Origin of the sequence: Mycobacterium sp. HUMS_12744610 (assembly GCF_041206865.1) — a bacterium.
Lineage (GTDB): Bacteria > Actinomycetota > Actinomycetes > Mycobacteriales > Mycobacteriaceae > Mycobacterium > Mycobacterium servetii.
In genome coordinates this window covers 1,692,243-1,717,629 of record NZ_JBGEDP010000001.1, presented here as the reverse complement: position 1 = coordinate 1,717,629, position 25,387 = coordinate 1,692,243, and the positions used below count along the sequence as shown (strand labels likewise).

The 25,387-nt window shown below is 69.2% G+C and carries 18 protein-coding genes and 1 pseudogene; 4 read left to right on the top strand and 15 right to left on the bottom strand.

The window, feature by feature from the left end; translation table 11 throughout:
• Nucleotides 1-35: 35 nt before the first annotated feature.
• Nucleotides 36-1,193, top strand: a complete 1,158-nt coding sequence (locus tag AB8998_RS08585; RefSeq protein WP_369737485.1) for a PPE family protein — start codon at nt 36-38, stop codon at nt 1,191-1,193.
• Between the two features lie 6 nt (nt 1,194-1,199).
• On the opposite strand, the gene AB8998_RS08580 is transcribed toward AB8998_RS08585, so the two are convergent.
• Genes AB8998_RS08580 through fdxA form a run of 3 tightly spaced genes read right to left on the bottom strand, consistent with a single transcriptional unit; the run spans nt 1,200 to nt 5,052 of the window.
• Nucleotides 1,200-3,557, bottom strand: a complete 2,358-nt coding sequence (locus AB8998_RS08580) for an APC family permease (RefSeq protein WP_369737484.1) — start codon at nt 3,555-3,557, stop codon at nt 1,200-1,202.
• A 44-nt stretch (nt 3,558-3,601) separates the two neighbouring features.
• Complete coding sequence (dapC, locus tag AB8998_RS08575; RefSeq protein ID WP_369741479.1) at nt 3,602-4,696, bottom strand: succinyldiaminopimelate transaminase; 1,095 nt, start codon at nt 4,694-4,696, stop codon at nt 3,602-3,604.
• Nucleotides 4,697-4,725: 29 nt separating this feature from the next.
• Entirely contained in the window at nt 4,726-5,052 is a 327-nt protein-coding gene (gene fdxA / locus AB8998_RS08570) for a ferredoxin (RefSeq protein ID WP_369737483.1), read from the bottom strand.
• Between the two features lie 377 nt (nt 5,053-5,429).
• On the opposite strand from fdxA, the gene AB8998_RS08565 reads away from it, so the two are divergent.
• Nucleotides 5,430-5,765: a hemophore-related protein gene (locus AB8998_RS08565; RefSeq protein WP_369741478.1), complete on the top strand. Its 336-nt coding sequence runs from the start codon at nt 5,430-5,432 to the stop codon at nt 5,763-5,765.
• 53 nt (nt 5,766-5,818) lie between these two features.
• Here AB8998_RS08565 and AB8998_RS08560 read toward each other — a convergent pair whose 3' ends face one another.
• Nucleotides 5,819-8,401, bottom strand: a complete 2,583-nt coding sequence (locus AB8998_RS08560; RefSeq protein WP_369737482.1) for a bifunctional FO biosynthesis protein CofGH — start codon at nt 8,399-8,401, stop codon at nt 5,819-5,821.
• A gap of 271 nt (nt 8,402-8,672) precedes the next feature.
• Between AB8998_RS08560 and AB8998_RS08555 the strand changes: the two genes are divergently transcribed.
• Nucleotides 8,673-9,512 carry a PE family protein gene (locus AB8998_RS08555; RefSeq protein ID WP_369737481.1) on the top strand — a complete coding sequence of 280 codons (840 nt, stop codon included), beginning with the start codon at nt 8,673-8,675 and terminating at the stop codon, nt 9,510-9,512.
• Between the two features lie 3 nt (nt 9,513-9,515).
• Here AB8998_RS08555 and AB8998_RS08550 read toward each other — a convergent pair whose 3' ends face one another.
• Entirely contained in the window at nt 9,516-9,929 is a 414-nt protein-coding gene (locus tag AB8998_RS08550) for a hypothetical protein (protein WP_369741477.1), read from the bottom strand.
• Nucleotides 9,930-10,075: 146 nt separating this feature from the next.
• Nucleotides 10,076-10,969: an N-acetyl-1-D-myo-inositol-2-amino-2-deoxy-alpha-D-glucopyranoside deacetylase gene (gene mshB / locus AB8998_RS08545; protein WP_369737480.1), complete on the bottom strand. Its 894-nt coding sequence runs from the start codon at nt 10,967-10,969 to the stop codon at nt 10,076-10,078.
• Nucleotides 10,970-11,078: 109 nt separating this feature from the next.
• Here mshB and AB8998_RS08540 point away from each other — a divergent pair, with 109 nt between their 5' ends.
• The gene (locus AB8998_RS08540) at nt 11,079-11,684 is read left to right on the top strand and encodes a TetR/AcrR family transcriptional regulator (protein ID WP_369737479.1); all 606 of its coding nucleotides are present in this window, start codon (nt 11,079-11,081) and stop codon (nt 11,682-11,684) included.
• A gap of 12 nt (nt 11,685-11,696) precedes the next feature.
• On the opposite strand, the gene AB8998_RS08535 is transcribed toward AB8998_RS08540, so the two are convergent.
• From AB8998_RS08535 to AB8998_RS08495, 9 genes and pseudogenes are all read right to left on the bottom strand, one after another.
• The gene (locus tag AB8998_RS08535; RefSeq protein ID WP_369737478.1) at nt 11,697-13,682 is read right to left on the bottom strand and encodes a PE domain-containing protein; all 1,986 of its coding nucleotides are present in this window, start codon (nt 13,680-13,682) and stop codon (nt 11,697-11,699) included.
• Nucleotides 13,683-13,878: 196 nt separating this feature from the next.
• Complete coding sequence (locus AB8998_RS08530; RefSeq protein ID WP_369737477.1) at nt 13,879-14,058, bottom strand: hypothetical protein; 180 nt, start codon at nt 14,056-14,058, stop codon at nt 13,879-13,881.
• Between the two features lie 160 nt (nt 14,059-14,218).
• Nucleotides 14,219-14,503, bottom strand: a pseudogene (locus AB8998_RS08525) (PE family protein); the annotation flags it as partial.
• Nucleotides 14,504-14,685: 182 nt separating this feature from the next.
• Nucleotides 14,686-16,575, bottom strand: a complete 1,890-nt coding sequence (locus tag AB8998_RS08520; RefSeq protein ID WP_369741476.1) for an ABC transporter family substrate-binding protein — start codon at nt 16,573-16,575, stop codon at nt 14,686-14,688.
• 112 nt (nt 16,576-16,687) lie between these two features.
• The gene (gene typA / locus AB8998_RS08515) at nt 16,688-18,577 is read right to left on the bottom strand and encodes a translational GTPase TypA (RefSeq protein ID WP_369737476.1); all 1,890 of its coding nucleotides are present in this window, start codon (nt 18,575-18,577) and stop codon (nt 16,688-16,690) included.
• A 109-nt stretch (nt 18,578-18,686) separates the two neighbouring features.
• Nucleotides 18,687-19,418: a respiratory nitrate reductase subunit gamma gene (gene narI, locus AB8998_RS08510; protein WP_369737475.1), complete on the bottom strand. Its 732-nt coding sequence runs from the start codon at nt 19,416-19,418 to the stop codon at nt 18,687-18,689.
• The gene (narJ, locus tag AB8998_RS08505; RefSeq protein WP_369737474.1) at nt 19,411-20,079 is read right to left on the bottom strand and encodes a nitrate reductase molybdenum cofactor assembly chaperone; all 669 of its coding nucleotides are present in this window, start codon (nt 20,077-20,079) and stop codon (nt 19,411-19,413) included. The genes narI and narJ overlap by 8 nt, the downstream gene beginning before the upstream one ends.
• Nucleotides 20,076-21,662 (bottom strand): nitrate reductase subunit beta, encoded by a 1,587-nt coding sequence (narH, locus tag AB8998_RS08500; RefSeq protein WP_369737473.1) that lies wholly within the window; start codon nt 21,660-21,662, stop codon nt 20,076-20,078. Before narH ends, narJ begins: the two co-directional genes overlap by 4 nt.
• Before the next feature lie 4 nt (nt 21,663-21,666).
• On the bottom strand, nt 21,667-25,365 hold the full coding sequence (locus tag AB8998_RS08495) for a nitrate reductase subunit alpha (RefSeq protein ID WP_369737472.1): 3,699 nt from the start codon (nt 25,363-25,365) through the stop codon (nt 21,667-21,669).
• Nucleotides 25,366-25,387 lie beyond the last annotated feature (22 nt).

Here is a 25,387-nt window from a genome sequence, read left to right as displayed (position 1 = left end):
GCGCTCCTTGACCGACGGTTGAGAAAGGAATGCCGATGTTTGATTTCGGGGCGTTGCCACCCGAGATCAACTCGGCACGAATGTATTCCGGGCCGGGCTCGGCGCCGATGATGGCGGCGGCGGCGAGCTGGGACGCACTGGCCGCCCAACTGGAGTCCTACGCCGCCGGATACGCCTCGACACTGTCGGAGCTGCAAGGCCTTTGGGCCGGGGGCGCCTCGTTCACGATGGCGGGCGCGGTCGAACCCTACGTCGCGTGGGCGACGGCGACAGCCGGCCAGGTCGAGCAGGCCGCCGGGCAGGCGCGGGCCGCGGCGGCCGCGTTCGAGGCGGCATTCGCCGCCACGGTCCCGCCGGGGGTCGTGGCCGCCAACCGCATTCAGTTGGCCGTACTGGTCGCGACCAATTTCTTCGGACAGAACACGCCGGCGATCGCGGCCACCGAGGCACAATACGCCGAGATGTGGGCGCAGGATGCCGCCGCGATGTACGGCTATGCCGCGTCGTCGTCGGCCGCGACCGCGCTGACACCGTTCGATCAGCCGCCGCAGACCACCAGCGCCGCGGGCCCGGGCGAACAGGCGGCCGCGGTGTCGCAGGCCACCGGCACCTCGGCCGGAGAGACTCAGGCCACCGTTTCCGAGCTGATGGCCACTCTGCCGCAACAGCTGCAGACCCTCGCCACCGGAGTGGCAACGAACACTTCGACGGCGAATCCGGCAGCCTTGTTGGGGTCCACGCCGCTGGTCACCGCCTTCTCCTACCTCGACACGCTGCTGGGCCCAGGAAGAGTCATGTACGAGATTCCGTACACGATCTTCTCGGCGGGCCATTACGGAACCGGCTACACCCTGCTCAACCGCCAGCTGGCCAAGATCGCCGCCAAATCGGCGGCCAAGGCCGGCGCCGTGGGCGCCCGAGGTCCGGTGGTGGCGCAAGCGGGACAGGCGGCGGCGGTGGGAAAACTGTCGGTCCCGTCGAGCTGGGTGACGGCCAGCCCCGCCGACGGCTCGGCAGTTCGGACTGTCGCGTTGTCGGAAAACGAGTTCCGGGCCGTCCCGGCCGCAGCGGCGCACCAGCCGTCGAACATGGTGGGCGCCATGCCGACCGGGAGATCCGAACCCGCGAGCAGTGTCGTTCTGCGCAACGGACGCCGGCGTTTCACGATGCCGCGCCCGCCCTACGGCGGGTGAGCGCGCTCAGCCGGGCCGTTCGGCGCCGTCCGATTCGGTGACCTCCGCCGGGCCCCCGATCACGTGATAGGCCGGGTCGACCATCGAGATCGACCGGTCGGCGCTGCGGCGTGCCTTCCCGGTGATCCGCAGCAGCTGGCCGGGTTCGATGTCCGCGCCGCCGTGCCCCGGGCGGAAAGTGACGGTCAGCTCCCCGCTGCTGTCGCCGACGATGACCTGCCGTAGGGTCCGCCTGCGTTCGCTGATGTCCTGGACCTCGCTGACCCGACCCTCGACCGTCCCGCGCTGCCCCGGGATCAGCCCCGCCACCGTGATCACCGACGGCGGCCGCTCCGGACGCGCGTAGGCCTCGAGCTGCTCTTCGTTGGCCTGGGACACCCACGCCCGCAGCTTGTCGATCTCGTGCGCGAGCCGCTGCTCGAACTCGTCGGGGTAGGCCTCCCTGATGCGCGATTCCACATCGTAGGGCACGATCGTGGCCGCCGCGTCCGGGATGACGCTGACTGCCTGCGCGATCTTGTCGGCGGTACGGTCATGCAGCAGCCGGCCCAGCAGCCGGGCGTACGTGCGGCGAGGCAGCAGCACCGTCACGTTGGTGTCCGGATGTTCGTCGCGGACTTTGACGACGAACACCTGGGCCGCCCGGGTGACCCGCCGGTCCGGGACGTCCACGATCCGCAGCGGGGTGTCGAGTTCGAAGTGATCCCAGCGCTTCCGCAGTTGCGCGGCGTGGGCCGCGTCGACCATGAAGTGGACCGCAGTCAGCTCGTCGGCGCGCAGTCCCCTCCCGTAGCGCAGCGCTTCGATCACCGCCAGGTCCACCGAGTCCACGAACACGAACGCCCGGTGCCGCGCGTATTTCACCAGCTCGGGGCGGTCGGTGCGGAACATCTCGAGAATGGCTGCTTCGGAACGATATTCGCGGTTGAGCCGGGTCAGCGCGAACACCAGCAGGGGGAAGATGACCACCACCAGCCACGCACCCTCGGTGAACTTGGCCACCGCGAAGATGACCACCACGACCGTGGAGAGGATCCCGGCGGACAGGTTGATCGCTAGCCGCCTTCGCCAGCCCGGGTCACGATGGGTCAGATGATGTTTGGTCATCCCGTAGCCGGCCATCGAGAACCCGGTGAACACGCCGATCGCATAGAAGGGGACCAGCGCGCCCACCGAGCCGCCGGTCGCCACCAGCAGCAGCACCGACAGCGCGGTGAGCGTGATGATCCCGTTGGAGAACACCAACCGGTGGCCGCGTTTCATCAGCTGTCGCGGCAGGAAACGGTCCTCGGCGACGAAGCTGGCCAGCGCCGGGAAGCCGTTGAAGCTGGTGTTGGCCCCGGTGAACAAGATGGCGGCGGTCGAGGCCTGGACCAGGACATAGCAGATGTCGCCGACCACCCCGTTGCCGAACACCGCCCGACCGACCTGTGACAACACCGACGGGTACTCGTCCAGATACGGTGTGGCGTGCGTGACGTGGGCGAGGTAGGCGACACCGGCCAGCAGCAGGCCCAGGATGGTGGCCATCACGGTGAGGACCCGACGCGCATTGCGGCCCTGTGGCTTTCGGAAGTAGTCGACCGTGTTGGAGATGGCCTCGACCCCGGTCAGTGACGAACCCCCGTTGGCGAACGCACGCAGCACGGTCAGGATCGTGGCGCCCATCACCAACGCGCCACCCTGATGCAGCGGCACCGTTCCCGGCAGCCGCGCAGGATCGTATACCGGCAGGTTCCCGACGGTCGCCCGGATCACGCCGACGACGATCATCAGACCGACCATGACGACGAAGGCGTACGTCGCCACGGCGAACGGCAGCCCGGCCTCGCGCAAGCCGCGCAGGTTCGCGTAGCAGATCACCAGCACCACGCCGACAGTGAGTTCCAGGCTGTGGGGACCCAGCGCCGGGACCGCGGACGCCACCGCCACCGTCCCGGCCGCCGACTGCACCGCGACGGTGACCACGTAGTCGATCAGCAGCGCCGCGGCGGCGACCTGCGCCACCTTGGGCCCAAAGTTGTCGCGCGCGACGATGTAGGAGCCGCCGGCCCGCGTATAGGCCATCACGACCTGCCGATACGACGCGGCCACGAGCACCAGGATCAGCAGGATGACACCGGTGATGGGAAGCAGCAACACGAAGGCGGCCAGCCCGGCGTGCGGCAGCAGCTCGTTCAAGATCTGTTCCGGGCCGTAGGCGACGGACGAGACCGCGTCGGGTGACAGCGCGCCGAGGGCAACCGGATTCGACAACTTCTCGGAGCCGAGGTCCTCGGTGATCAGCGGCTTCCCCAGGAAGACGCGCTTGGCGATGTCCCCGATCGACAGGGGAATGCGTGGCTTGTCCGTCGAAATAGTCACCACCACATCTTCACCCAGGCTGCGGCAGTCCCTGTGCACCTCGGCTAGGTGAGCCGTTCCACCGCCGCGGCGACCCGTTCGTCGGCCGCGGTCAGCGCGACCCGCACATGCCGCGCTCCCGCCGGGCCGTAGAAGTCGCCGGGCGCCACCAGGATCCCGCGAGTGGCCAGCCAGGTGACGCTGTCCCGGCACGGCTCGTCGCGGGTGGCCCACAGGTACAGGCCCGCCTCGGAGTGGTCGATGCGGAAACCCGCCGCCCGCAGCGCCGGCAGCAGCGCGTCGCGGCGCCGCCGGTACCGTTCGCGCTGCGCATCCTCGTGCTCGTCGTCGTCGAGGGCGGCCACCATCGCCGCCTGCACCGGCGTCGGGACCATCATCCCGGCGTGCTTGCGCACGGCCAGCAGCTCCGCGACCAGCTCCGGGTCCCCGGCGACGAAACCCGCCCGGTAGCCGGCCAGCGACGAACTCTTCGACAGCGAATGGATCGCCAGCAGACCGGTGTGGTCGCCGTCGCAGACCGACGGGTGCAGCACCGACAGGGGGCGCGGGGCCTCGGCGTCCCAGCCCAGGCCCAGGTAGCACTCGTCGGAGGCCACGACGGAACCGCGCTCGCGCGCCCAGCCGATGACCTTGCGCAGGTGCTCGACGCCCAGGACGCGTCCCGTCGGGTTGCTCGGCGAGTTCAGGTAGATCAGCGCCGGGGTCTGCGGGCCCAACTGGGTCAGCGAGTCGGCGCGCAACACCTGCGCTCCGGCCAGGCGGGCACCGACTTCGTACGTCGGGTAGGCCAGCTCAGGCACCGCCACGACGTCCGGAGCCCCGAGGCCCAGTAGCGTCGGCAGCCAGGCGATGAGCTCCTTGCTGCCGATCACCGGCAGCACCGCCGCCGCACCGAGCCCGGTGACGCCGAAGCGTCGCGACAGCGCCGCCGCCACCGACGCGCGCAGGCCCGGGGTGCCGGCGGTCGTGGGATACCCCGGCGCCGATCCGGCCGCCGTCAGCGCCCGCCGGATCACCGGTGCGACCGGATCGACCGGCGTGCCGACGGACAAGTCGACGATCCCGTCCGGGTGGGCCGCCGCCAAAGCCTTCGCCTCGGCCAGCGTGTCCCAGGGAAACTCCGGCAGCGACGCCGACACCTTGGCGCGCGCCGGCGGCACCGCCCCGCTCAGTCGCCTTCGCCCTGCGGCGGCAGGTCCTTGACCACCTGCGGGTCGTTCTCGGTCATGCCGACCTTGGCCGCGCCGCCGGGCGAGCCCAGCTCGGCGAAGAAGTCGGCGTTGATCTGCGTGTACTGGCTCCACTGGTCGGGCACATCGTCTTCGTAGTAGATCGCTTCGACGGGGCAGACCGGTTCGCATGCCCCGCAGTCGACGCATTCGTCGGGGTGGATGTACATCATCCGAGCACCCTCGTAGATGCAGTCGACCGGGCACTCCTCGATACACGCCTTGTCTTTGATGTCGACGCAGGGTTCGGCGATCGTGTACGTCACAGACGTCTCCTCGTACTGATCAATGTGGGCTGCTGTTGTCGGCTCGCCGCAGGCCGCTCGGTGCCGGTAGGCGGGCGTTTCGGTTACTGATACTAAACGTCGCACACACGTCGACCACATGGCACGCCCTTCGGCTCGCAGCCGTGTCTTCCCACGCGGGCTCTCAGGCGCCCGCCAGGGCGTCCAGCAGCGCAAATGTGACGGACATCGCCGCGCCCCTGACCTCCCGTTTGTCACATTCGAAAGCCACTTTCCGAAAAGCCGTACGATAGAAGAACGCCCGCACGGACTGGTAATCTCGACCGAGACGACACCGTTTGGGCAGTCGTCGTCGCCGTCTGTCGACGGTGCATTGAATGGGGAAGGTGTCCATAATGGTGAAGCTTTCGTTGGCCAAGATCGCTGCCGTGGCCGGTGGCGTGGCGTTGGCGTTCACTGCCGGGGCCGGGATCGCGTCCGCGGACCCCGCTCTGGATCCGATCATCAACACGACCTGCAACTACGGGCAGGTCATGGCGGCGCTCAACGCGACTTCGCCCGGTGCGGCCGCTCAGCTGAACTCGTCGCCGATCGCGCAGAACTACCTGCGTCAGTTCCTCGCCTCCGCGCCGCCGCAGCGTGCGGCGATGGCGGCTCAGATCCAGGCGATGCCGCAGGCCGCGCAGTACTTCGGTGTCGTCCAGTCGGTCGCCGGTAGCTGCAACAACTACTGATCCGATAACTCGCATAGCGACCGGCTGCTCAGCACCCGCTGAGTAGCCGGTCGCTATGCGAGTTGGGTGACGTAGGTCGTGGTGCGCTGACGCGCCGGACGGCCAATGCCCTCGGCGATCGCGGCCAGCTCCGCCGCACTCTTCGAGGATCCGTGTTCCGAGCCGGCCATCCTCGAGATGGTCTCCTCCATCAGCGTGCCGCCGAGGTCGTTGGCCCCGCCGTTGAGCATCACCCGGGTGCGCTCCACGCCGAGCTTTACCCAGCTGGTCTGGATGTGCGAGATGCGGCCGTGCAACATGATCCGTGCGAGCGCGTGCACCGCGCGGTTGTCGCGAAGGGTGGGTCCGGGACGGGCCGCCCCGGCCAGGTACAACGGCGAATTCTGGTGCACGAAAGGCAACGGTACGAACTCGGTGAAGCCGCCGGTGCGGTCCTGGATGTCGCGCAGCACGTTGAGGTGGGCAACCCAGTGCCGCGGGGTGTCGACGTGTCCGTACATCATCGTCGACGAGGAGCGCAGGCCCACCTCGTGCGCGGTGGTCACGATCTCGATCCACAGTGACGTCGGCAGCTTGCCCTTGGTGAGCACCCAGCGCACTTCGTCGTCCAGGATCTCGGCCGCGGTGCCGGGTATGGTGTCGAGTCCGGCTTCGCGCAGGCTGCTCAGCCATTCGCGAACGCTCAACCCGCTCTTGGTCACACCGTTGGCGATCTCCATCGGGGAGAACGCGTGCACGTGCATCGAGGGCACGCGGGCCTTGACGGCGCGCACCAGCTCGGCGTAACCGGTCACCGGCAGCTCGGGATCGATGCCGCCCTGCATGCACACCTCGGTGGCGCCCTGCACGTGCGCCTCCCACGCGCGCTCGGCGACCTCCTCGGTGGACAGCGAATACGCGTCGGCGTCGCCCTTGCGCTGAGCGAACGCGCAGAACCGGCAGCCGGTGTAACAGATGTTGGTGAAGTTGATGTTGCGGTTCACCACGAAGGTCACGTCATCGCCGACCGCGTCGCGGCGTAGCGAATCAGCGAGTGCAGCAACGGCTTCCAGTGCGGAGCCCGCTGCGGTGGCCAGCGCCAGGTACTCACTTTCGGTGCAGCCGGCGGGATCGCGCTCCGCCGAGCGCAGCGCGGCGAGCACGTCGGTGTCTAGGCGTTCTGGCGCTTTGGCGCCCTGCGCGGCCAGCTCGTGCACGTGCGCCCGGATCGACTCCCAGTCGCCGAAGGCGCTGTCGAGGTCGCCACGGGTTTCGGTGGTGCGCCCCTCGGTGTCGATGGTCGCGTTGAGGTCCACCCGCCCCGAAGACTCCACGTCGTCGGGTTCCTGCCAGGGCAGCCCCACCGGGTTGACGTCGCGGGCCAGGCCGGTAGCCGGATCGGCCAGCGCCAGCACATGGCCCCGCACCCGGGGATCGATCCAGGCCGCACCCGCCTGCACGTATCGGGGTTGGGCGGTCAGCCGCTGCACCAGGTCGTACCCGGACTCCGCGGTGACGGCGGCCAGTTCCGCCAAAGCGGGCCAGGGCCGTTCGGGGTTCACGTGGTCGGGCGTCAGCGGCGAAACACCGCCCCAGTCGTCGACGCCTGCGGCGATCAGCGCCCGGCACTCCTCGCGCGAGACCAGGTTCGGCGGCGCCTGGATGCGCATGCCCGGGCCGAGCACCAGCCGCGCAACCGCCACCGTGGCCAGGTAATCCTCGATCCCGGCGTCGGGCACCGCGGCCATCGCAGTGTGTTGCTTGGCCCGGAAATTCTGCACGATCACTTCTTGGACGTGCCCGAATTCCTTGTGCAACTTCCGAATCGCGTGCAAGGTGTCGGCACGCTCGGCCAGCGTCTCGCCGATGCCGACCAGCAGACCGGTGGTGAACGGGATGGACAGCCGACCCGCGTCGGTGAGTGCACGCAGGCGCACCGCCGGGTCTTTGTCCGGGCTGCCATAGTGGGCAAGACCTTTGGTCTCGAACAGTCGCCGCGACGTCGTCTCGAGCATCATGCCCATCGACGGCGCCACCGGCTTGAGCCGCGACATCTCCGACCAGCTCATGACACCGGGGTTCAGGTGCGGCAGCAGCCCGGTCTCCTCCAGCACGCCGATCGCCATCGCCCGCACGTAGGACAGCGTGGAATCGTAACCGCGCTCTGCCAGCCACTCCCTGGCCTCGGGCCATCGGTCCTCGGGCCGGTCACCGAGGGTGAATAAGGCTTCCTTGCAACCGAGTTCGGCCCCACGCCGAGCGACGTCCAGGATCTCGTCCGGCTCGAGATACATACCCGCGCCCTGGGCGCGCAACTTGCCCGGCGCGGCCACGAAGGTGCAGTAGTGGCAGCTATCGCGGCACAGATGAGTGACCGGGATGAAGACTTTGCGCGAGTACGTGATCGGCAGCCGCCCGTTGGGCCCGCGGCGTCCCGCCGAGTCCAGGCCCGCGTCGCGGACCCGCGCCGCGCTCGCGCACAGGTCGGCCAGGGCATCGCCGCGCGCGGTCATCGCGACCGCCGCCTCCTCGAGGTTCAGCGCGACGCCGTCCCGGGCCCGGCGCAACACCCTGCGCAGCGCTGACCCACCGGGCTGTGGCGGAACGACGGGGCTGGGCAGAGCGATGGGCTCCTGGCCCGGAGTCCCCGGTTTCATTGGCACCTTGGTGTAACTTCCCCACGATCGATTTTCATCCGCGCGTCCCAACACGAATCCCTGGGCAACGGTGCCATATGCGCAACAGTAGCGCCAGGCTGCCGCGCGGCTGCGCTCGACCGTCCCGGCGCGACGCGGCCCAGGTGTCCGGGCGTGGCGGTTTTACCGACATTTCCGGCTAATCAACCACGATCGCGCTACGATCCGAGCAAATCCGTTGCCGGCAAACCGGGTTGCCGGACAGCAAAACTCAGACCCTGGAGGATGCGCGGTGTCTTTGTTGTTCGCGGCGCCCGAGGCGCTGGCCGGCGCGGCGTCGGACCTGGCCGGTCTCGGGGCGACGATCAGCGCCGCCAACGCCGCCGCGGCGCCGGCGACGACCGGCATCCTCGCCGCCGCCCGAGACGAGGTGTCGACGCAGATCGCCGCCCTGTTCTCCGAACATGCGGCTCGGTATCAGCAGCTCAGCACCCAGGTGTCGGAATTCCACCAGCGGTTCGTCCAGGCGCTGACCGCCGCGGCGAACGCGTACGCGTCCACCGAGACCAGCGCGGTGCAGACCTTGGTGAACGCGGTCAACACGCCCGCCGAGATGCTGCTGGGGCACCCCCTGATCGGATCCGTCCCCGGGTGGACGGCGGGGGGCGGCGTCGCCGGGCTGCTCGGCACCGGGATTTTCGGCGGCAGTGGTGCGGCAGCAATACCGGCCGCGGCCGCGCTGCTCGGGCCGGCCGCGGTCGCCGGCGCCGCGGCGGTGCCGGCCGCAAACATCTTGCTGCCCCTCGGTACCGCGATAGAGAACGCCTACCTGGCCATCGAGCCGTGGGTGTCGTACGGCTTCGACCTCGTCTCCTACGCGGTCAGATGGGTGTTCTTGATCGGCATCTTGGCACCGCAGATCAACTACTTCTACGACCTGTTCGAGCCCATCGTGCAGAGCGTCCTGTTCAACACCATCGACTTCCTGGATGGGACAGTCAGTTTCACCCAGGGGCTGAACAACATCTCTGCGGCCACGATGGCGTCGATCGACCAGTTCATCACCACCGAGAACTACTGGTTCCGCAGCTTGTTCCCGCCGCCCCCGCCGCTCGGGGTGAACCTGCCGTAAAACTCAACCGGGCGAGCCGCGCCGCCACAGCACCAACACCGGCGGCGTCACGCCGAGCACCATCAGCAGCAGCGCCCCGTAACGCATCAGACCCTCGCCCCCCAGGAGCACGTCGTCCGCGGGACCGCCCATGCTGATGAACGCGACGGTGATCAGCCATGTCCACAGCGGCACCGCGGCCACCCGCGGGGACCTCGCCCACGAGCCGGCGGCCCACACCAGGGCCGCATTGACCAGCCCGCTAGCCAACCCGCTGACGGGAAAGGGGACGGCACCGATATAGGAAGGCAACAGCAGCGCCCCGGCCAGCGCGGACAGCACACCGTCCACGGCCAACAGCGTCAGGATGACGACGCGAAGAGCTGAGTCTGCGGCGCCGTCCTCAACCGGCGCGGCGCCCGGCTTGGTCGCGGTCAGGTCGGGACGCTATCGACCTGGGAGAGGATCGAACCGATCACCCACTGAAAGCTGTCGAGTCGGTCCTGCCAGTGCTGCATATTAGGGTCCAGGTCAGGGTCCATGCGAATTCCTTCCGTGGGGCGCCTGCCCGGAAGCCTACCGCGTCAGCCCGCAGTGAAACCAAGCCCGGCAAGCAGATCCGTTTCCCAACCGCGCGCGTCGCGCTCCCCCGCGGCGCCGGCGGCCAGCACATAGTGCTCATGCGCGGAGATCGGCAGCGCGATGTTGTTGGACAGCGCGCAGGCCCGCCCGGTCGGCCCGAGATCCACCTGGGTGGCATGCGCGGCCAGCGCCGCGCGCTTGGCCGCCCAGGCCTCCGGCCCCGCCTCCACGACGGCGTCGATGTCCTCGTCGGCATACCCGAAGGCGAACGCGTCCTCCGGCGGGACCACCCAGTGCGGCTGCAGATCCTCGGGCCCCAGCTCGCCTCGGGCCGCCCGGAAGGCGCTCAGCGCGAACACCGACCAGTAGAACTTCGGGACCTGCCACGGCTCGCCCGGATAGTCGGTCGTGGCGGCGGCCGCGACGGCGGCGGTGGTCACGGTGTGGGCGTGGACGTGGTCGGGGTGGCCGTAGCCTCCCCGGGGGTCGTAGGTCACGACGACGTGGGGGCGCACGTCGCGGATGACGGCGACCAGCGACCCGACGGCCTCGCGCTCGTCGGCGTCGATGAACCGCTGGTGCCGGCGCTTCTCGGTGCCGACCATGCCCGAGTCGCGCCAGCGGCCGGCGCCGCCGAGGTAGGTGGGTCCGCCGGCGCCCAGCGCCTGCAGAGCCGCGGTCAATTCGGCGACCCGGTAGCCACCGAGTTGGTCGGCGCGATCGACGGCCAACCCGGCCCACCGCTCGCCGATGACCTCGCCCTCCTCGCCGAGCGTGCAGGTGATGACGCGCACTTCCGCTCCGCGGGCGGCGTAATGGGCGATGGTGGCGCCGGTGCCGATGGTCTCGTCATCGGGGTGCGCATGGACGAACAACAGCCGCGGGGACTCAGGCATGCACGCACCCTACCCGGACCGCCCTTCCGCCCACGGCCCAGATAGTGGTCGGTTCCGTTGCTTATCCGTTTCTTCGGAATGTGAGAACGCCGACGGCTACTATCGAACGATGCCGCAGCTCACCCCCGCCGCCGGCGCCCGGGGCCGCCGACGCGGTGAGGTCCTTGAACGCGCGCTCTACGAGGCCACGCTGGCGGAATTGGCCGACGTCGGGTACGGCGGGCTGACCATGGAGGGCATCGCGGCGCGCGCCCACACCGGCAAGGCGGCGCTGTACCGGCGCTGGTGCAGCAAGCACGACCTGGTGCACGCCGCGCTGGTGTATGCCCTGCCGTCGCTGCCCGAGTCGCGCCCCGGCCGGTCGGCCCGCGAGAACCTGCTGGCGGTGTTCACCGCGCACCGCGACGTGCTGGCCGGCAAAACCGGATTCCCCGGCCTGGACATCATCGGCCAGCTCATCCACGAGCCCGAGTTGCGCGCCATCTTCGCCGACGCCGTGGTCGGCCCGCGCCTGGCTCTCGTCGAGGCGATCCTGCGCACCGCCGTCGCGGACGGGGACCTCGACCCGGCCGCGATCACCCCGTTCACCGCGCGCATCGGACCGGCCTTGATCAACCACCAATGCCTGGTCACCGGGTCGCCACCGACCCGGCGGGAGCTGGGCCTGATCGTCGACACTGTGATCCCGCCCAGGCCGTCGGCCCGCGGTAATTGAACGCGCCAGGGATTACAGCATTCCGGCGAGGTCGACGCCGGCCGCGAGGGTCTGGTCGAAGATGCCCTCGATGCCGCCGATCGCGTACGGTCCGGCTCCGTCGAAGACCGGTGTAGAAGATGCCAGCGAAGGTGCTATCAGCTGGACCTCCTGGGGTACGAGCGGCGTCGCGCTACCGGTCAGGAAGTACGGTCCGAAGGCCCCGGACGCCGGCAGCGCCGCACCGCCCAGGACGCCGTTCACGGCTTGCTGGCCGGTGAGCACGGTCAGGTTGGCGACGTTGAAGAGCCGATCGAGGGCTCCGTTGAACGCGCCGGCTCCGAAGGTGCTTGCCTCCCAAGTCAATTCGCTGGCCAGCAGGTTCGTGTCGAAGGCGGTCTCCATGCCGACCAGGTTGTTGAAGAAGCCCAACTCGGCCGACCCGATCCCCTGCAGGCCGGCGAGCGGCGCCGCGATGAGCGCGGCCCCCGTCGTCGGAATACCGGCGAACAGCGACCCGTTGAGCAAGGCGCTCACCGACAGCCCCGCGCCGGAGAGCGCACCGGTCAACGTGGCCGACAGCGCGCCGTTTCCGGTCAGCGCGCCGGTGATCGCGCTGATGATGTTGAGGTCCCACAGGAACTTGTCGGGCACGGCGGCCAGCAGCCCGCCGAGCGCGGCGCCGAAGATGCTCGGGCTGGTGCCCACGAAAAGGCTGGGAATCAAGGCTGTACCAACCAACCCCACCGGCGCCCCCAGGATGGCGTCGAATGTCGCCTCGCCGGCGCCCAGCAGCGGGTTCCAGAAGTTGTAGAAGCTGTTCAGCACGCCGTTGCCGAGGTTGCCGAACAGGGCGAGCTCCAGGCCCGCCTCGTTGGCGACCAGGGCGGCGTTGAAGCCCAATTCGGCGTTGATCAGGCTGGTGTTGAACGCAATCTCCATCGCCTGCAGCTGGGCCAGGAACGCGGCCGGCGAGGCCGCCGTCAGCAGCGCCTGCCACGGCGCGATCAACGTGCCCAGCAAGGCGGGAATGCCGGCCAGGCTGGCGCTGAGGCCACCGGTCAGGAAGGCGCTCAGCTGCGCACCCATTCCGGCGAGCCCGGCCGTCACGTCGGCGAACAGGCCGGCGTTGAGGCCGAGCATGCCCGCCAGACCGGCGATGTCCGCGCTCAGCGCCGGGAACGTCGCGCTGAGGCTGGCCGCCAGCCCGGGCAGGCCCGCGGCCAGCACGCCCGCCAGGGCAGGCAGCGCGGCCCCGGTCTGCGCCAGCGTCGACAACGCGCCGTTGACGTCCGCGGCCAGCATCGCCCCCACCGGCCCCAGCCCCGATAGGCTGCCGCCGAGGCCGCCCGAGAGCGCCGCGTTCAGCTCCGCGTTCAGGCCGGCCAGCCCGCCGGTCAGAGTCGCCTGCAACCCCGGCAGCCCGGCCGTCAACGCGCCCGACAGGGCGGGTAGCCCGACACCCAGGTTGGCCAGGCCGGAAAGACCGGTGTTCAGGCTGCTGGTCAGCGACGCGCCGGTCTGCGCGAGCGCCGACAGCCCACCGTTGAGGTCCGCCGTCAGGGCGGCCCCCAGAGGCGCCATTCCGGAAAGACCCCCGGCGAGGTTGAGCGACAGGCCGGCGTTGAGCGCACCGCTGAGGCCGGAGATGTCGGCGGCCAGGCTGGCCTCGAGGCCCCCGAGCGCACCGCCCAGGTCCAACCCGAATGCGGGAACCGCGCTCGCCATGGTCTGGACGACGCTGGTCTCGGCGGACGCGTACGTGGCCGCGCCCAGGTTCATGGCCTCGACGAACTGCTGATGGAACGCTGCCGCGTGCGCGCTGAGTTGCTGGTAGCCCGCCGCGTGCGCGGAGAACAGTGCGGCGATTTCGGCCGACACCTCATCGGCCGCCGCGGGCAGGACGCCCGACGTCGCCACCGCTGCCGCGGAATTTGCTGACCCAATGGCAGAACCGATGTTCGCCAAGTCAGATGCGGCCGCAGCCATGGCATCTGGCGTTGCGATCAGAAACGACACCCCGTACCTCCCCAGCTCAGCGAAACGTGACCGCTATCCCACCAGCCCGCTCGTGCAGATATCGCGATAGCTCGAAGCGTAGCCGCAATTGCACGGTGAAAATTGTCATTTGCACTAACGAATTTGTGTATATCCGCTGAACGGCCCGAAGCACTTCGTTTCCGGGGCCGAGAAATTCGCGACCCGGGGCCGGCGATCACTGGCCGGTGAACAACCCGACGAGGTCGGCGCCGGCGGCGAGGGTCTGGTCGACAGAACCCACCGGGCCGCCGATCTGCCCGCTGTTGAAGACCTGGGCGCTGCCGCCGGTCAGCAGCGTCTGGTTGCCGGGCCCACCGGCGAGTTGTTGATGCTTTGCTCGCCGGTGCCGACCCAAATAGGTTGAAGGCGTCGAGGCCACAGTTGGTGAGCAACGCATTGTTGAGGTTCACTTGGTGGGTGATCAGGCCGGTGTTAGAGCGGATCTGCGTTGCGCTCACCGACGTCGCCGCCGACACCGCCTGCGCGGGCTCAGGATCCGTACCCTACATCGCCTGGACGGCGCTGGCCTCGGCGCCGGCGTACGCGTTCGCCCCCGCGGTCAGTGCCTGCACGAACTGGGCATGGAACTGCGCCGCCTGCGCGCTGAGCGCCTGGTACGCCTGGCCGTGGGCCCCGAACATGGAGGCGACGGTCGCCGATACCTCGTCGAGGGCCGGCGGCATCACCCCGGTCGTTGCCGCCGCCGCCGCGGAGTTGGCCTCGTTCAGCGTGGACCCGATACCCGCCAGGTTCGACGCGGCTGCAGATACCATGTCCGGCGTAGCGGTCAGGAACGACATCGTGCACCTTTCTGAAGGCGTGGCATGATGGCCGTCCCCCCAAGACCCGGACATCAAGCCTTGGACGGCCAAATGATATCGCCCCCGCGCACGATGCAGGCTTTTATCCGGAAACCTTCGTTTTCCGCTGTTGCCGCGACGGGGCCGGCGCCGGACCGCCGTAGGACGACTAGGCCTTGGGACTAGGGCCCGGTCTTCACCCACTGGCCAGCGTCGCCGACGATGCCCACCGGCACCGCCCCCGAGAGGCTGACGTTCTGCACGCTGGGGCCGGCCGCGACGATGGTGGTGTCCTGCAGGATCGGCAGCACCGTTGCCATGTTCCACAGGCGTGGCTCGACGGCGGTGATCACGTCGTTGATGTTCTTGGTGCCGTTGAGGGCGGCGTCGATGTTCGACTGGATGCTGGGATCGCAGATGCCGGTGAGGTTCGACGGCGCCTGCACCAGCGCCCCTGGCTCCGGTGCCGGGCTCGGCGGCGGCGCCGTCGACCTGGGACCGGCCCCGCCGGACGGCGTCGCGCGGGCCGCCGGGTTCGTCGGGGCGGCGGGAGCCGGAATCTGCGTCGACTGCAGCGCCGGGCAGCCGTACCGCGACTCCAGCAGCGTCGCCAGGTTGCCGCCCGCCTGGCGCCAGCCCACGACCGCGTCGACCCGGTTGTCGTTGAGCGCGTCTCGGTAGAGCGTCACCGGATCCAGCGCCAGCACCGTCGCGGCGATGCCCACGTTGCGCAGCTGGTCGGCGGCCGTGTTGGCCACCGCGACGGCCGTCGGGTCGTTGGCCGCCACTCCGATGACGAGCGACAACTGGTGGCCGTCCCTGCTGATGCGGCCGCGGACGACTTCCGGCGGTCCGGTGCTGGCCGGCGTCGACGCGGGCACGGAAGACGCCTCCGAAACCGGCCCGTTGCTCTCGACGTCGAACCCGGCGGCGGTGAGCAAGCCCAGCGCCGCGGTGGTGGTCATCGCCGGGGGCGCGGTCGGCTCGTAGCCGGGATCGCTGGGCGAGCGGATCTGCGCCTGGTCCAGCGTGACGGTGTTGTCGCTGCCGGCGCCCACGGCCGCGAGCAGGTCGACGTCGAGCAATCCCAGAATCGCCTTGCGGACCTGGGTTTCGGCCAGTTTGGGTTCGTTCGCGCGCAGCGTGAGCTGCATGACCCGCGGTGTCACGATCCGGGCGGTCCGCACGTCGGGGATCGCCGACAGCTGCGCGAACGCCGCGGACCCGCCGTGCACCTGGGCGACCTGTGTGTCGCCGTTGCGCATCGAATCGGCCAGTGCCGCCGGGGCGCCGGCACGCCGGAACAGGATGAGCGCGGGCTTGGCCGGCGGCCCCCAGTACCGGTCGTTGCGGGCGATCAGGATCTCGTCGCGCTGCGGGTCGATGTTCTCCACCCGGAACTGGCCCCCGGTGACGGGCAGCGCCCGGGCCAGCCCGGCCGCGAAGCCGCCCGGCACGTCCTTGACGATGTGCGCGGGCACGATGTTGGTGAACAGCTCCCGCCAGGCCGGATACGGCTGCGCGAAGGTGACCACCGCCTGCTTGCCGCCCTCGAGCGACTGCACGCCGGTGATCATGTCGTAGCCGGCCGGATCCACCACGCCGGGCTGGCTGACCATCTGACGCCACAGGTACCAGAAGTCGTCGGCCGCGATCGGGGCGTTGTCCGTCCACTGCGCCTCGGGACGGATCTTGTAGGTCACGGTGAACGGGTTCTGGGCGGTCACCTCCGCGGACACCAGCAGCGTCGGATCCATCTCCCAGCGCGACCCGGTCGGCGTGCTGGTGTCGGGCACCGGCCGGAACGCACTGGGCAGCACCAGCGCGCTGATCGCCGCGTTCACCGGCGAGAGGTCCGACAACAGGTGGGGGTTGAATCCGGCGCCGATCGAGTCGATGCCCATGATGATCTGCGTGACCCGTTGCGGCGGCGGCGGCGAGTTGTGCGGCGTGTCGGTGCTCTGCGGCGCCGGCGGAGGCTTGACGGTGCACGCGGCCGGCGCCAGCCCGGCCAGCGCGACGACGACGCCGACGGTGGTGAGCAGGCGGCGAACTCGTCTCGGCACGCCGATCAGGGTATCGGGCGCACCGGCCGCGGCACGCTCGGCGAGCGGAGCGCCGTCGCCGAAATCCGGGCCGGATTTGGCAACGGCGTCACGCCCGCGGGCGCAAGGGCCCAACGACCTAACCCCGGGCCTTGGCCCGCGCCCGGCTGCGGGCCCGGGCCGTCGCGTCCAGCTCGACCTTGCGGACGCGCACGATCTCCGGGGTCACCTCGACGCATTCGTCGTGCGCGCAGAACTCCATGGCTTGTTCGAGGTCCAGCTCGAGCGGCCTGGCCAGGGTCTCGATGACGTCGGCGGTCGACGACCGCATGTTGGTGAGTTTCTTTTCCCGGGTGACGTTGACGTCGAGATCCTCAGCGCGCGGGTTGATTCCGACGACCATGCCCTCGTAGGTGTCTTGGCCGGGTTCGACGAAGAACTGGCCACGGTCGGCGAGTTGGATCATCGCGAACGGCGTGATGGTGCCGGAACGGTCCGAGACCAGGGAACCGGTGTGGCGGGCGCGGATGTCGCCCGCCCACGGCCGGTAACCGTCGAACACGGCGTTGGCGATCCCGGTGCCGCGGGTGATGGTGAGGAAGTCGGTGCGAAAGCCGATCAGGCCGCGGCTGGGCACGATGAAGTCCATCCGGACCCAGCCGGCCGCGTGGTTGGTCATGTCCTCCATGCGGCCCTTGCGGCCCGCCATCAATTGGGTGATCGCGCCGACGAACTCCTCGGGGCAGTCGATCGTCATCGCCTCGAACGGCTCGTGCAGCTTGCCGTCGATCGTTCTGGTGACCACTTGCGGCTTGCCGACCGTGAGCTCGAAGCCCTCGCGGCGCATCTGTTCGACCAGCACGGCCAGGGCGAGCTCGCCGCGGCCCTGCACCTCCCACGCGTCGGGCCGGCCGATGTCCACGACCCGGATGGACACGTTGCCGACCAGCTCGGTGTCCAGCCGGCTGCGGACCATGCGCGCGGTCAGCTTGTGGCCGGGCACCTTGCCCGCCAGCGGCGAGGTGTTGGTGCCGATGGTCACCGAGATCGCCGGCTCGTCGACGGTGATGCGCGGCAGCGCGTGGGCGTGATCGGGGTCGGCCAGCGTGTCGCCGATCATGATCTCGGGCAGGCCCGCGACGGCCACGATGTCGCCGGCGATCGCCTCGTCGGTGGCGCTGCGCTCGACTCCCTCGGTCGCGAGCAGCTCGGTGATCTTGGCGCTGGTGATGACGGGCAGCCCGTCGACTTCCCGCATCCAGGCGACCTGCTGACCCTTGCGCAGTTTGCCGTTGTAGATGCGGATCAGGGCGAGCCGCCCGAGGAACGCCGACGCGTCGAGGTTGGTCACCAACGCCTGCAGCGGTGCCTCCGGGTCTCCCGACGGTGGCGGGATGTGCTCCATCAACACGTCGAACAGCGGGTCGAGGTTGTCGCCGGCGGGCACCTCGCCGTCGGCGGGCTGTTCGGTGCTCGCGATGCCCGCGCGACCGGACGCGTACAGCGTCGGCAGCCCCAGCGCGTGTTCGGCCGCCTTGGCCGCCTCGTCGTCGAGGTCCGAGGCGACGTCGAGCAGCAGGTCGTGGCTGGCTTCGACCACCTCGGCGATGCGCGCGTCCGGCCGGTCGGTCTTGTTGACGACGAGGATCACCGGCAGGTGCGCGGCCAGCGCCTTGCGCAGCACGAACCGCGTCTGGGGCAGCGGCCCCTCCGACGCGTCGACCAGCAGCAACACCCCGTCCACCATGGACAGCCCGCGTTCGACCTCGCCGCCGAAGTCGGCGTGCCCGGGGGTGTCGATGACGTTGATCACCGTCACGGTCCCGTCCGGGTGAAGGCGGTGCACGGCGGTGTTCTTGGCCAGGATGGTGATGCCCTTTTCTTTCTCGAGGTCACCGCTGTCCATGATGCGTTCCTGGGTGTCATCACCGCGGTGCGTCAACGCCCCTGACTGCCGCAGCATCGCGTCGACCAGGGTGGTTTTTCCGTGGTCGACGTGGGCGACGATGGCAACGTTGCGAAATGGCACGTCGGTGATTGTGGCAGCGCGGGCTGCGCATGCGCGAACCGAGCAGGTCACCGGGCGTGAAAGGGCGGCGTCGAAGGGCGACATGGTCGGCGCGTCGGCGCCCGTGCGCCTACCAGCCCCTGCGGGGCGGCGCCGCGCCGACCATGTCGCCCTTGGCCGCCACCTCACGGCTGCGGTAGACGATGTAGGGCCGGAACAGGTAGGCGACCGGCGCGCTGAACACGTGCACCAGGCGCGTGAACGGCCACATCGCGAACAGCACCATCCCGATCAGGGCGTGCAGTTGGTAATCCCACGGGGCGTTGATCATCACCTCCCCGTGCGGCTGCAGCAGCCAGATCCGCCGGAACCACAAGCCGACGGTGTAGCGGTAGTGGAACTCGCCGCCGTGGGGACCGGTGCCGATCAGGTCGCAGTACAGGCCGACCACGATGGCCAGCACCAGCACCACATACATCACCTTGTCGCCGCGGGTGGTGGCCGCCGACACCGCGGGGCGGGTGAACCGCCGGTAGATCAGCAACCCGATGCCGGCCAACGCCGCGGCGCCGGCGATCGACCCGGCGATCACCGCCTGCAGGTGGTAGGCGTAGTCGCTCACGTGCAGCCAGTGCGTCACCCGAGGCGGGATGAGCAGGCCCATCACGTGTCCGGCGAACACCGCGAGGATGCCGAAGTGAAAGATCGGGCTGCCGATACGCAGCAGCCGCGACTCGTAGATCTGCGAGGACCGGGAGGTCCAGCCGAACTTGTCGTAGCGATACCGCCACCAGCTGCCGATGATCAAAACGGCCAGCGTCACGTAGGGCGCGATGTCCCAGAACAGCACGTTGCTAAACACTTGGCGCTCCTGCCTGCCGTCGGGGCGGTACGGTCAGTGTGAACGCCTGCAGCCCAACGGCTTCCGCGGGCGGCCCGGCTTCGGCCAGTCGCTCCGCCCGAGTGATCTCCTGGCCGGTGGCCGCCGGCAGCGTCGCGGCGACCGCCGCCACGGTGGGCTCGTAGGGTGACTGCGCATCGGCCAGCGCCCTACGTAACACGTCGATGGGGACCCGATGCTCGCTCAGCAGCCGCCGCCCGGCCCCGGGATCGACGGTGGCGGCGAACTCGAGCACCACCGGGAGGTGGTCGGGGGCCTCGACGCGCGGCGACTCGACGCCCGCCGCCCGGTAGGCGGCCGCGAACGCCAGCATCTCCCGGCCGCGGTTACGGGTGTCCCCGGCCGTCCAGTACGTCAGGTACATCGTGGCCCGCCGCCGCAGGTCGAAGGTGGCGACGTAGTCCATCGCCGCGGCCATCGGCTCGCGGGCGCGCAGCGCCGCCGCCGTCTGCGCGAGCAGTTCGGCGGCGGGGCCGACGATGTGACCCAGCAACTCCGCCACGGTGTCCAGCCGGTCGGTCAGCCCGTCGTCGGGATAGGCCAGCAGCAGCGACGCCGCCTGCCAGACCAGCCGATCCTGCATCCGGCCACCGGAACGGTCCCGAAGCTGCGGCAGTCTCATTGCTTGTCCTCTTCGGGAAACATCCCGGCCGACGCCTCACGGCCGTCCCAGTTCAGCAGGTTCACCCGGGAGCGTTGCGTGGCGTGGAAGCTTTCCACCGAGACGGGCACCGGGCCGCCCGACTCGTACATTCCCGGACCCCCCTCACCGGTCAGCGAGCACCCCTGCTCCTCGAGATCCCGGGCCTGCGGGCTGAAGGCCGTCGGGATGACGTAGCGCTCTTCGTATTTCGCGATCGCAAGCAGCCGGTACATCTCGTAGATCTGCTCTTCGGTCATTCCCACCGAATGCGGGATGTGCGGCTGGGTCTCGCGCCCGAGGTTGATGTCGCGCATGTAGGAGCGCATCGCCGCCAGCCGGCGCAGCACGGCCTCGACCGGTCCGGTGTCGCCGGCGGTGAACAGCTCGGCCAGGTACTGCATCGGGATGCGCAGCGCCTCCAGCGCGCCGAACAGGTTGCCCAGGTCCTCCCCGTCGTGGCCGTCCCGGCTGACCGCGTCGACCACCGGCGACAGCGGCGGGATGTACCAGACCATCGGCATGGTGCGGTACTCGGGATGCAACGGCAGCGCCACCTGGTAGGTGTTGATCAGCGCGTAGACCGGCGAGCGTTGCGCGGCCTCGATCCACTCGTCGGAGATGCCCTCGGCGCGCGCACCGGCGATCACCTCGGGATCGTTGGGATCCAACAGAATTCGGCGCTGCGACTCGTAGAGGTCGGTGTCGTTCTCCACCGACGCGGCCGCCAGCACCTCGTCGGCGTCGTAGAGCACCAGGCCGAGATAGCGCAGCCGGCCCACGCAGGTCTCCGAGCAGATGGTCGGCAAGCCGACCTCCATCCGCGGGTAACACAGCGTGCACTTCTCGGCCTTACCAGTCTTGTGGTTGAAATACACCTTCTTGTAGGGACATCCGGACACGCACATCCGCCAGCCGCGGCAGCGGTCCTGATCGACCAGCACGATGCCGTCCTCGCTGCGCTTGTACATCGCACCGGACGGGCAGGAGGCCACGCAGGACGGGTTGAGGCAGTGCTCGCAGATCCGCGGCAGGTAGAACATGAACGTCTCTTCGAGACGCAGCCGGACCTCCTCGCCGACCTTCTGCAGGATCGGGTCTCCGGCCAGGATCTCCGGTGAACCGGACAGGTTGTCGTCCCAGTTGGGTCCCCAGGAGATCTTCATCGGCTCGCCGCTGATGAGGCTGCGCGGCGCAGCGGTGGGGAACGTGTCACCGGCCGGTGCAGTGGTCAGGTTCTCGTAGTCGTAGGTCCACGGTTCGTAATAGTCGTCGATGGTGGGCAGCTGCGGGTTGGCGAAGATCCGCAGCAGTTTCCGGATGCGCCCGCCGTCGCGCAGCCGCAGGCGGCCTCGCTTGTCGCGGACCCAGCCGCCGCGCCAGCGCTGCTGGTCCTCGTAGGTACGCGGATAGCCTTGTCCCGGCCGGGTTTCGACGTTGTTGAACCACACGTACTCGGTGCCGGCGCGATTGGTCCAGGCCTGCTTGCAGGTCACCGAACAGGTGTGGCAGCCGATGCATTTGTCGAGGTTCATCACCATCGCCAACTGCGCCATGACTTTCATCGCTTTAGTACCGCACTTCCTGGCTGCGGCGGCGCACCACGGTGACCTCGTCGCGCTGGCTACCGGCGGGTCCCAGGTAGTTGAAGGCGAACGCGTGCTGGCCGTAGCCGCCGGCCAGGTGGCTGGGCTTGATCCGGATCCGGGTCAGCGCGTTGTGGTTGCCGCCGCGTTTGCCGTTGATCTCCGAGCGTGGCGTGTCCACGGTGCGTTCCTGGACGTGGTAGACGAACACCACACCGTCGGGCATCCGGTGCGAGACGATAACCCGGCACACGAAAATTCCGTTGGTGTTGACCGCCTCCACCCAATCGTTATCTCGCACACCTATCTTGGCCGCATCGCCGGGACTCATCCACATCGTCGGTCCCCCGCGCGACAGCGTCAGCATGTACAGGTTGTCCTGATAGGTCGAGTGGAACGACCACTTCGAGTGCGGGGTCACGTACCGAACGGTCAGGCCGACGCCGTCATCGGTCGGGCCGAGCTCGGGCTGACCGAACAACCGCGCCATGTCCAGCGGTGGTCGGAAGACCGGCAACTGCTCGCCGAGTTCCTCGATCCAGTCGTGGGCCAGATAGAAATGCATGCGTCCGGTGAGGGTGTGGAACGGCTTGAGGTTCTCGATGTTGATGGTGAAGGGAGCGTAGCGGCGCCCACCGGTCTCGCTGCCCGACCACTCCGGGCTGGTGATCACCGGCACCGGGCGCGCCTGGGTGTCGGCGTAGGTGATGCGGCGGTCCTCGCTGCCCTCGGCCAGGTGCGCCAGCCGCTGCCCGGTGCGTTTCTCCAGTTCCCGGAACCCCTCGACCGCGAGCCGGCCGTTGCACGTGCCCGACAGCAGCAGCATGACATCGGCCATCCGCTCATCGGTGTTTACCGCCGGGCGGTCTTCCGCCGCACCAGAATTCATCACCCCGAATTTGGCGGCGAGCTCCGCGACCTCACGGGTGGGGTGGACCGTGACTCCCTTGGTGGTCACGCCGAACTGGTCGACAAGCGGTCCCAGCGTCATCCACTTGTCGTAGACGGCGGTGTAGTCGCGCTCCACCACGGTGAGCTTGGGCATGGTTTGCCCCGCCACCGGCGTCGCTCCGGTGCGCAGCCAGTCTTCTTCGCTGCCATCGGGATACACCATCGCATCGGGGGTGTCGTGTTGCAGCGCGGTGAGCACCACGTCGCTGCGGGTGCCCAGGTGCCGCTTGGCCATGACACTGAAGGCGCGGGCGATGGCGCCGAAAGCGTCGAAGTCCGACCGGGTTTCCCACGGCGGGTCGGTTGCGGCGCTGAACGCGTGCACGAACGGGTGCATGTCGGTACTGGAGATGTCCGCCTTTTCGTACCAGGTCGCAGCGGGCAGCACGACATCGGACACCAGCGTCGTCGAGGTCATCCGGAAGTCGATCGACATCATCAGGTCGAGCTTGCCTTCGGGGATGTCCCCCGCACAGGCCACCTCGACGGGCGCCGCCCCGTCGAACGCGGGCCCGGCCTGGATGTTGGCGTCGGTGCCCAGCAGGTGGCGCAGGAAGTATTCGCCGCCTTTGCCCGACGATCCGATCAGGTTGGCCCGCCACACCGTCAGCACGCGCGGCCAGTTCACGGGGTTGTCGGGGTCGGTCACGGAGAGCTTGAGCTCGCGCCGGCCGAGCTGCTCGGCGACATATTCGGCGACGTCGCGGCCGGCGGCCCGCGCCTCGTCGGCGACGTCCAGGCTGGACCGGTCGAACTGCGGGTAGAACGGGCTCCAGCCCATCGCCGTCGCGGCCGCCAGCAGGTCCACCGTGTGCCTGCCGGCGAACCGCCCCCGACCCACCGGGCTGGCCAGCTTGTCGGCCGCGTAGCCGTCGTAGCGCCATTGGTCGGTGTGGGCGTACCAGTAGGAGGCACCGGGTATCTGCCGCGGCGGGCGCACCCAGTCAGTGGCCATCGCCATCGTCTGAAAGCCGCTGAGGGGGCGCACCTTCTCCTGGCCGACGTAGTGTGCCCAGCCGCCGCCGTTGCGTCCCATCGAGCCGGTCAACATCAACAGCGCCAGCACCGCGCGGTAGATGGCGTCGCCGTGGAACCACTGGTTGATGCCGCTGCCCATGATGATCATCGAACGGCCGCCGGATTCCTCTGCGCTGCGGGCGAATTCGCGGGCGACGCGGATGGCCTGCGCGGCCGAAACCCCGGTGATCGCCTCCTGCCACGCCGGGGTGTTCTGCCGGGTCGCGTCGTCGTAGCCGGCAGGCCAGTCGCCCGGCAACCTCGGCCGCGCCACCCCGTACTGGGCGAGCATCAAGTCGAACACGGTACACACCAGGTGTTTTCCGATGCGACGCACCGGTACGCCGCGCGCGATCGTCGCACCCTCGCCGTTGACGGTGTCGAAGCCGGGCAGATGCACCAGCGCGGTGCCGGAATGACCGTTCGAGCCGTGCACGTCCCATATGCTCAGCGCCGGCATCAGGTCGCCGAGGTCGAGGTTCCACTTGCCGATGCCGTCCTCGCCGTACCGGAAGCCCAGCGAGCCGTGCGGCACCGAGACCGAGTCGGTGGCCTCGTCCCACACGGTGGGCTTGAGTGCTGAGTTCTCGACCGCTTCTCCCAAGTCGGCCGCCGTGAGATTCTTCCCCGGCACCAGCATGTCGCCGCGCTCTTCCAACTTGATCAGGAACGGCAGGTCGGTGTAGCGGCGCGCGAAGTCGGCGAAGAACGGAACCCGCTTTTGCACATAGCATTCCGAGAGGATGACGTGGCCCATCGCCATCGCCAGCGCCCCGTCGGTGCCGGCCGCGCACGGCATCCACTCGTCGGCGAACTTGGTGCTGTCGGCGTAGTCGGGGCTGACGGTTACCACCTTGGTGCCGCGGTAGCGCGCCTCGGCCATCCAGTGCGCGTCGGGGGTCCGGGTGACGGGAACGTTGGAGCCCCACATCATCAGGTAGGCCGCGTCCCACCAGTCGCCGGATTCGGGGACGTCGGTCTGGTCGCCGAACACCTGCGGCGAGGCCACCGGCAGGTCGGCGTACCAGTCGTAGAACGACGTCATGACGCCGCCGATCAGCTCGACGAACCGGGAGCCCGCGGCGTAGGACACCATCGACATGGCCGGGATCGGGGAGAAGCCGGCGACCCGGTCGGGGCCGTAGGTCTTGATGGTGTGCACGTGGGCGGCGGCGATGAGCTCGGTGGCCTCGGCCCAGGTGATCCGCACCAGCCCGCCCTTGCCGCGGGCCTGCTGGTAGCGACGACGGCGCTCGGGATCGGCCTGGATGTCGGCCCACGCCAGTACGGGGTCGCCGAGGCGGGCCTTGGCTTCCCGGTACATCTCGATCAGCACACCGCGGCCATAGGGGTAGCGCACCCGGGTGGGCGAATAGCTGTACCAGGAGAACGACGCGCCGCGCGGGCAGCCCCGCGGTTCGTATTCCGGCCGGTCCGGGCCCACCGACGGATAGTCCGTCTGCTGGCTCTCCCAGGTGATGATCCCGTCCTTGACGTAGATCTTCCAGGAACACGATCCGGTGCAGTTGACGCCGTGGGTGGAGCGGACCACCTTGTCATGGCTCCACCGGTCGCGGTAGAACACGTCGGCTTCGCGGCCGCCCCGGCGGGTGACGGTGCGCAGGTCCGGTGAGATCTGGCCCGGCGTGAAGAATCGTCCGCTGCGCTGCAGCAGTTCCTCGAGCGTTCCGCCGGCGTGAGGTTTCGCGGTCAACGGCAAAACCCCCTACCCGATG

What these genes read in the sequence shown, in the direction of transcription:
- AB8998_RS08540 (WP_369737479.1), top strand. Translation starts at nt 11,079, where the DNA reads ATGCCGCAGCTCACCCCCGCCGCCGGCGCCCGGGGCCGCCGACGCGGT.
- mshB (WP_369737480.1), bottom strand. Translation starts at nt 10,969, where the DNA reads ATGCCTGAGTCCCCGCGGCTGTTGTTCGTCCATGCGCACCCCGATGAC.
- AB8998_RS08585 (WP_369737485.1), top strand. Translation starts at nt 36, where the DNA reads ATGTTTGATTTCGGGGCGTTGCCACCCGAGATCAACTCGGCACGAATG.
- narJ (WP_369737474.1), bottom strand. Translation starts at nt 20,079, where the DNA reads ATGAGACTGCCGCAGCTTCGGGACCGTTCCGGTGGCCGGATGCAGGAT.
- AB8998_RS08560 (WP_369737482.1), bottom strand. Translation starts at nt 8,401, where the DNA reads ATGAAACCGGGGACTCCGGGCCAGGAGCCCATCGCTCTGCCCAGCCCC.
- narH (WP_369737473.1), bottom strand. Translation starts at nt 21,662, where the DNA reads ATGAAAGTCATGGCGCAGTTGGCGATGGTGATGAACCTCGACAAATGC.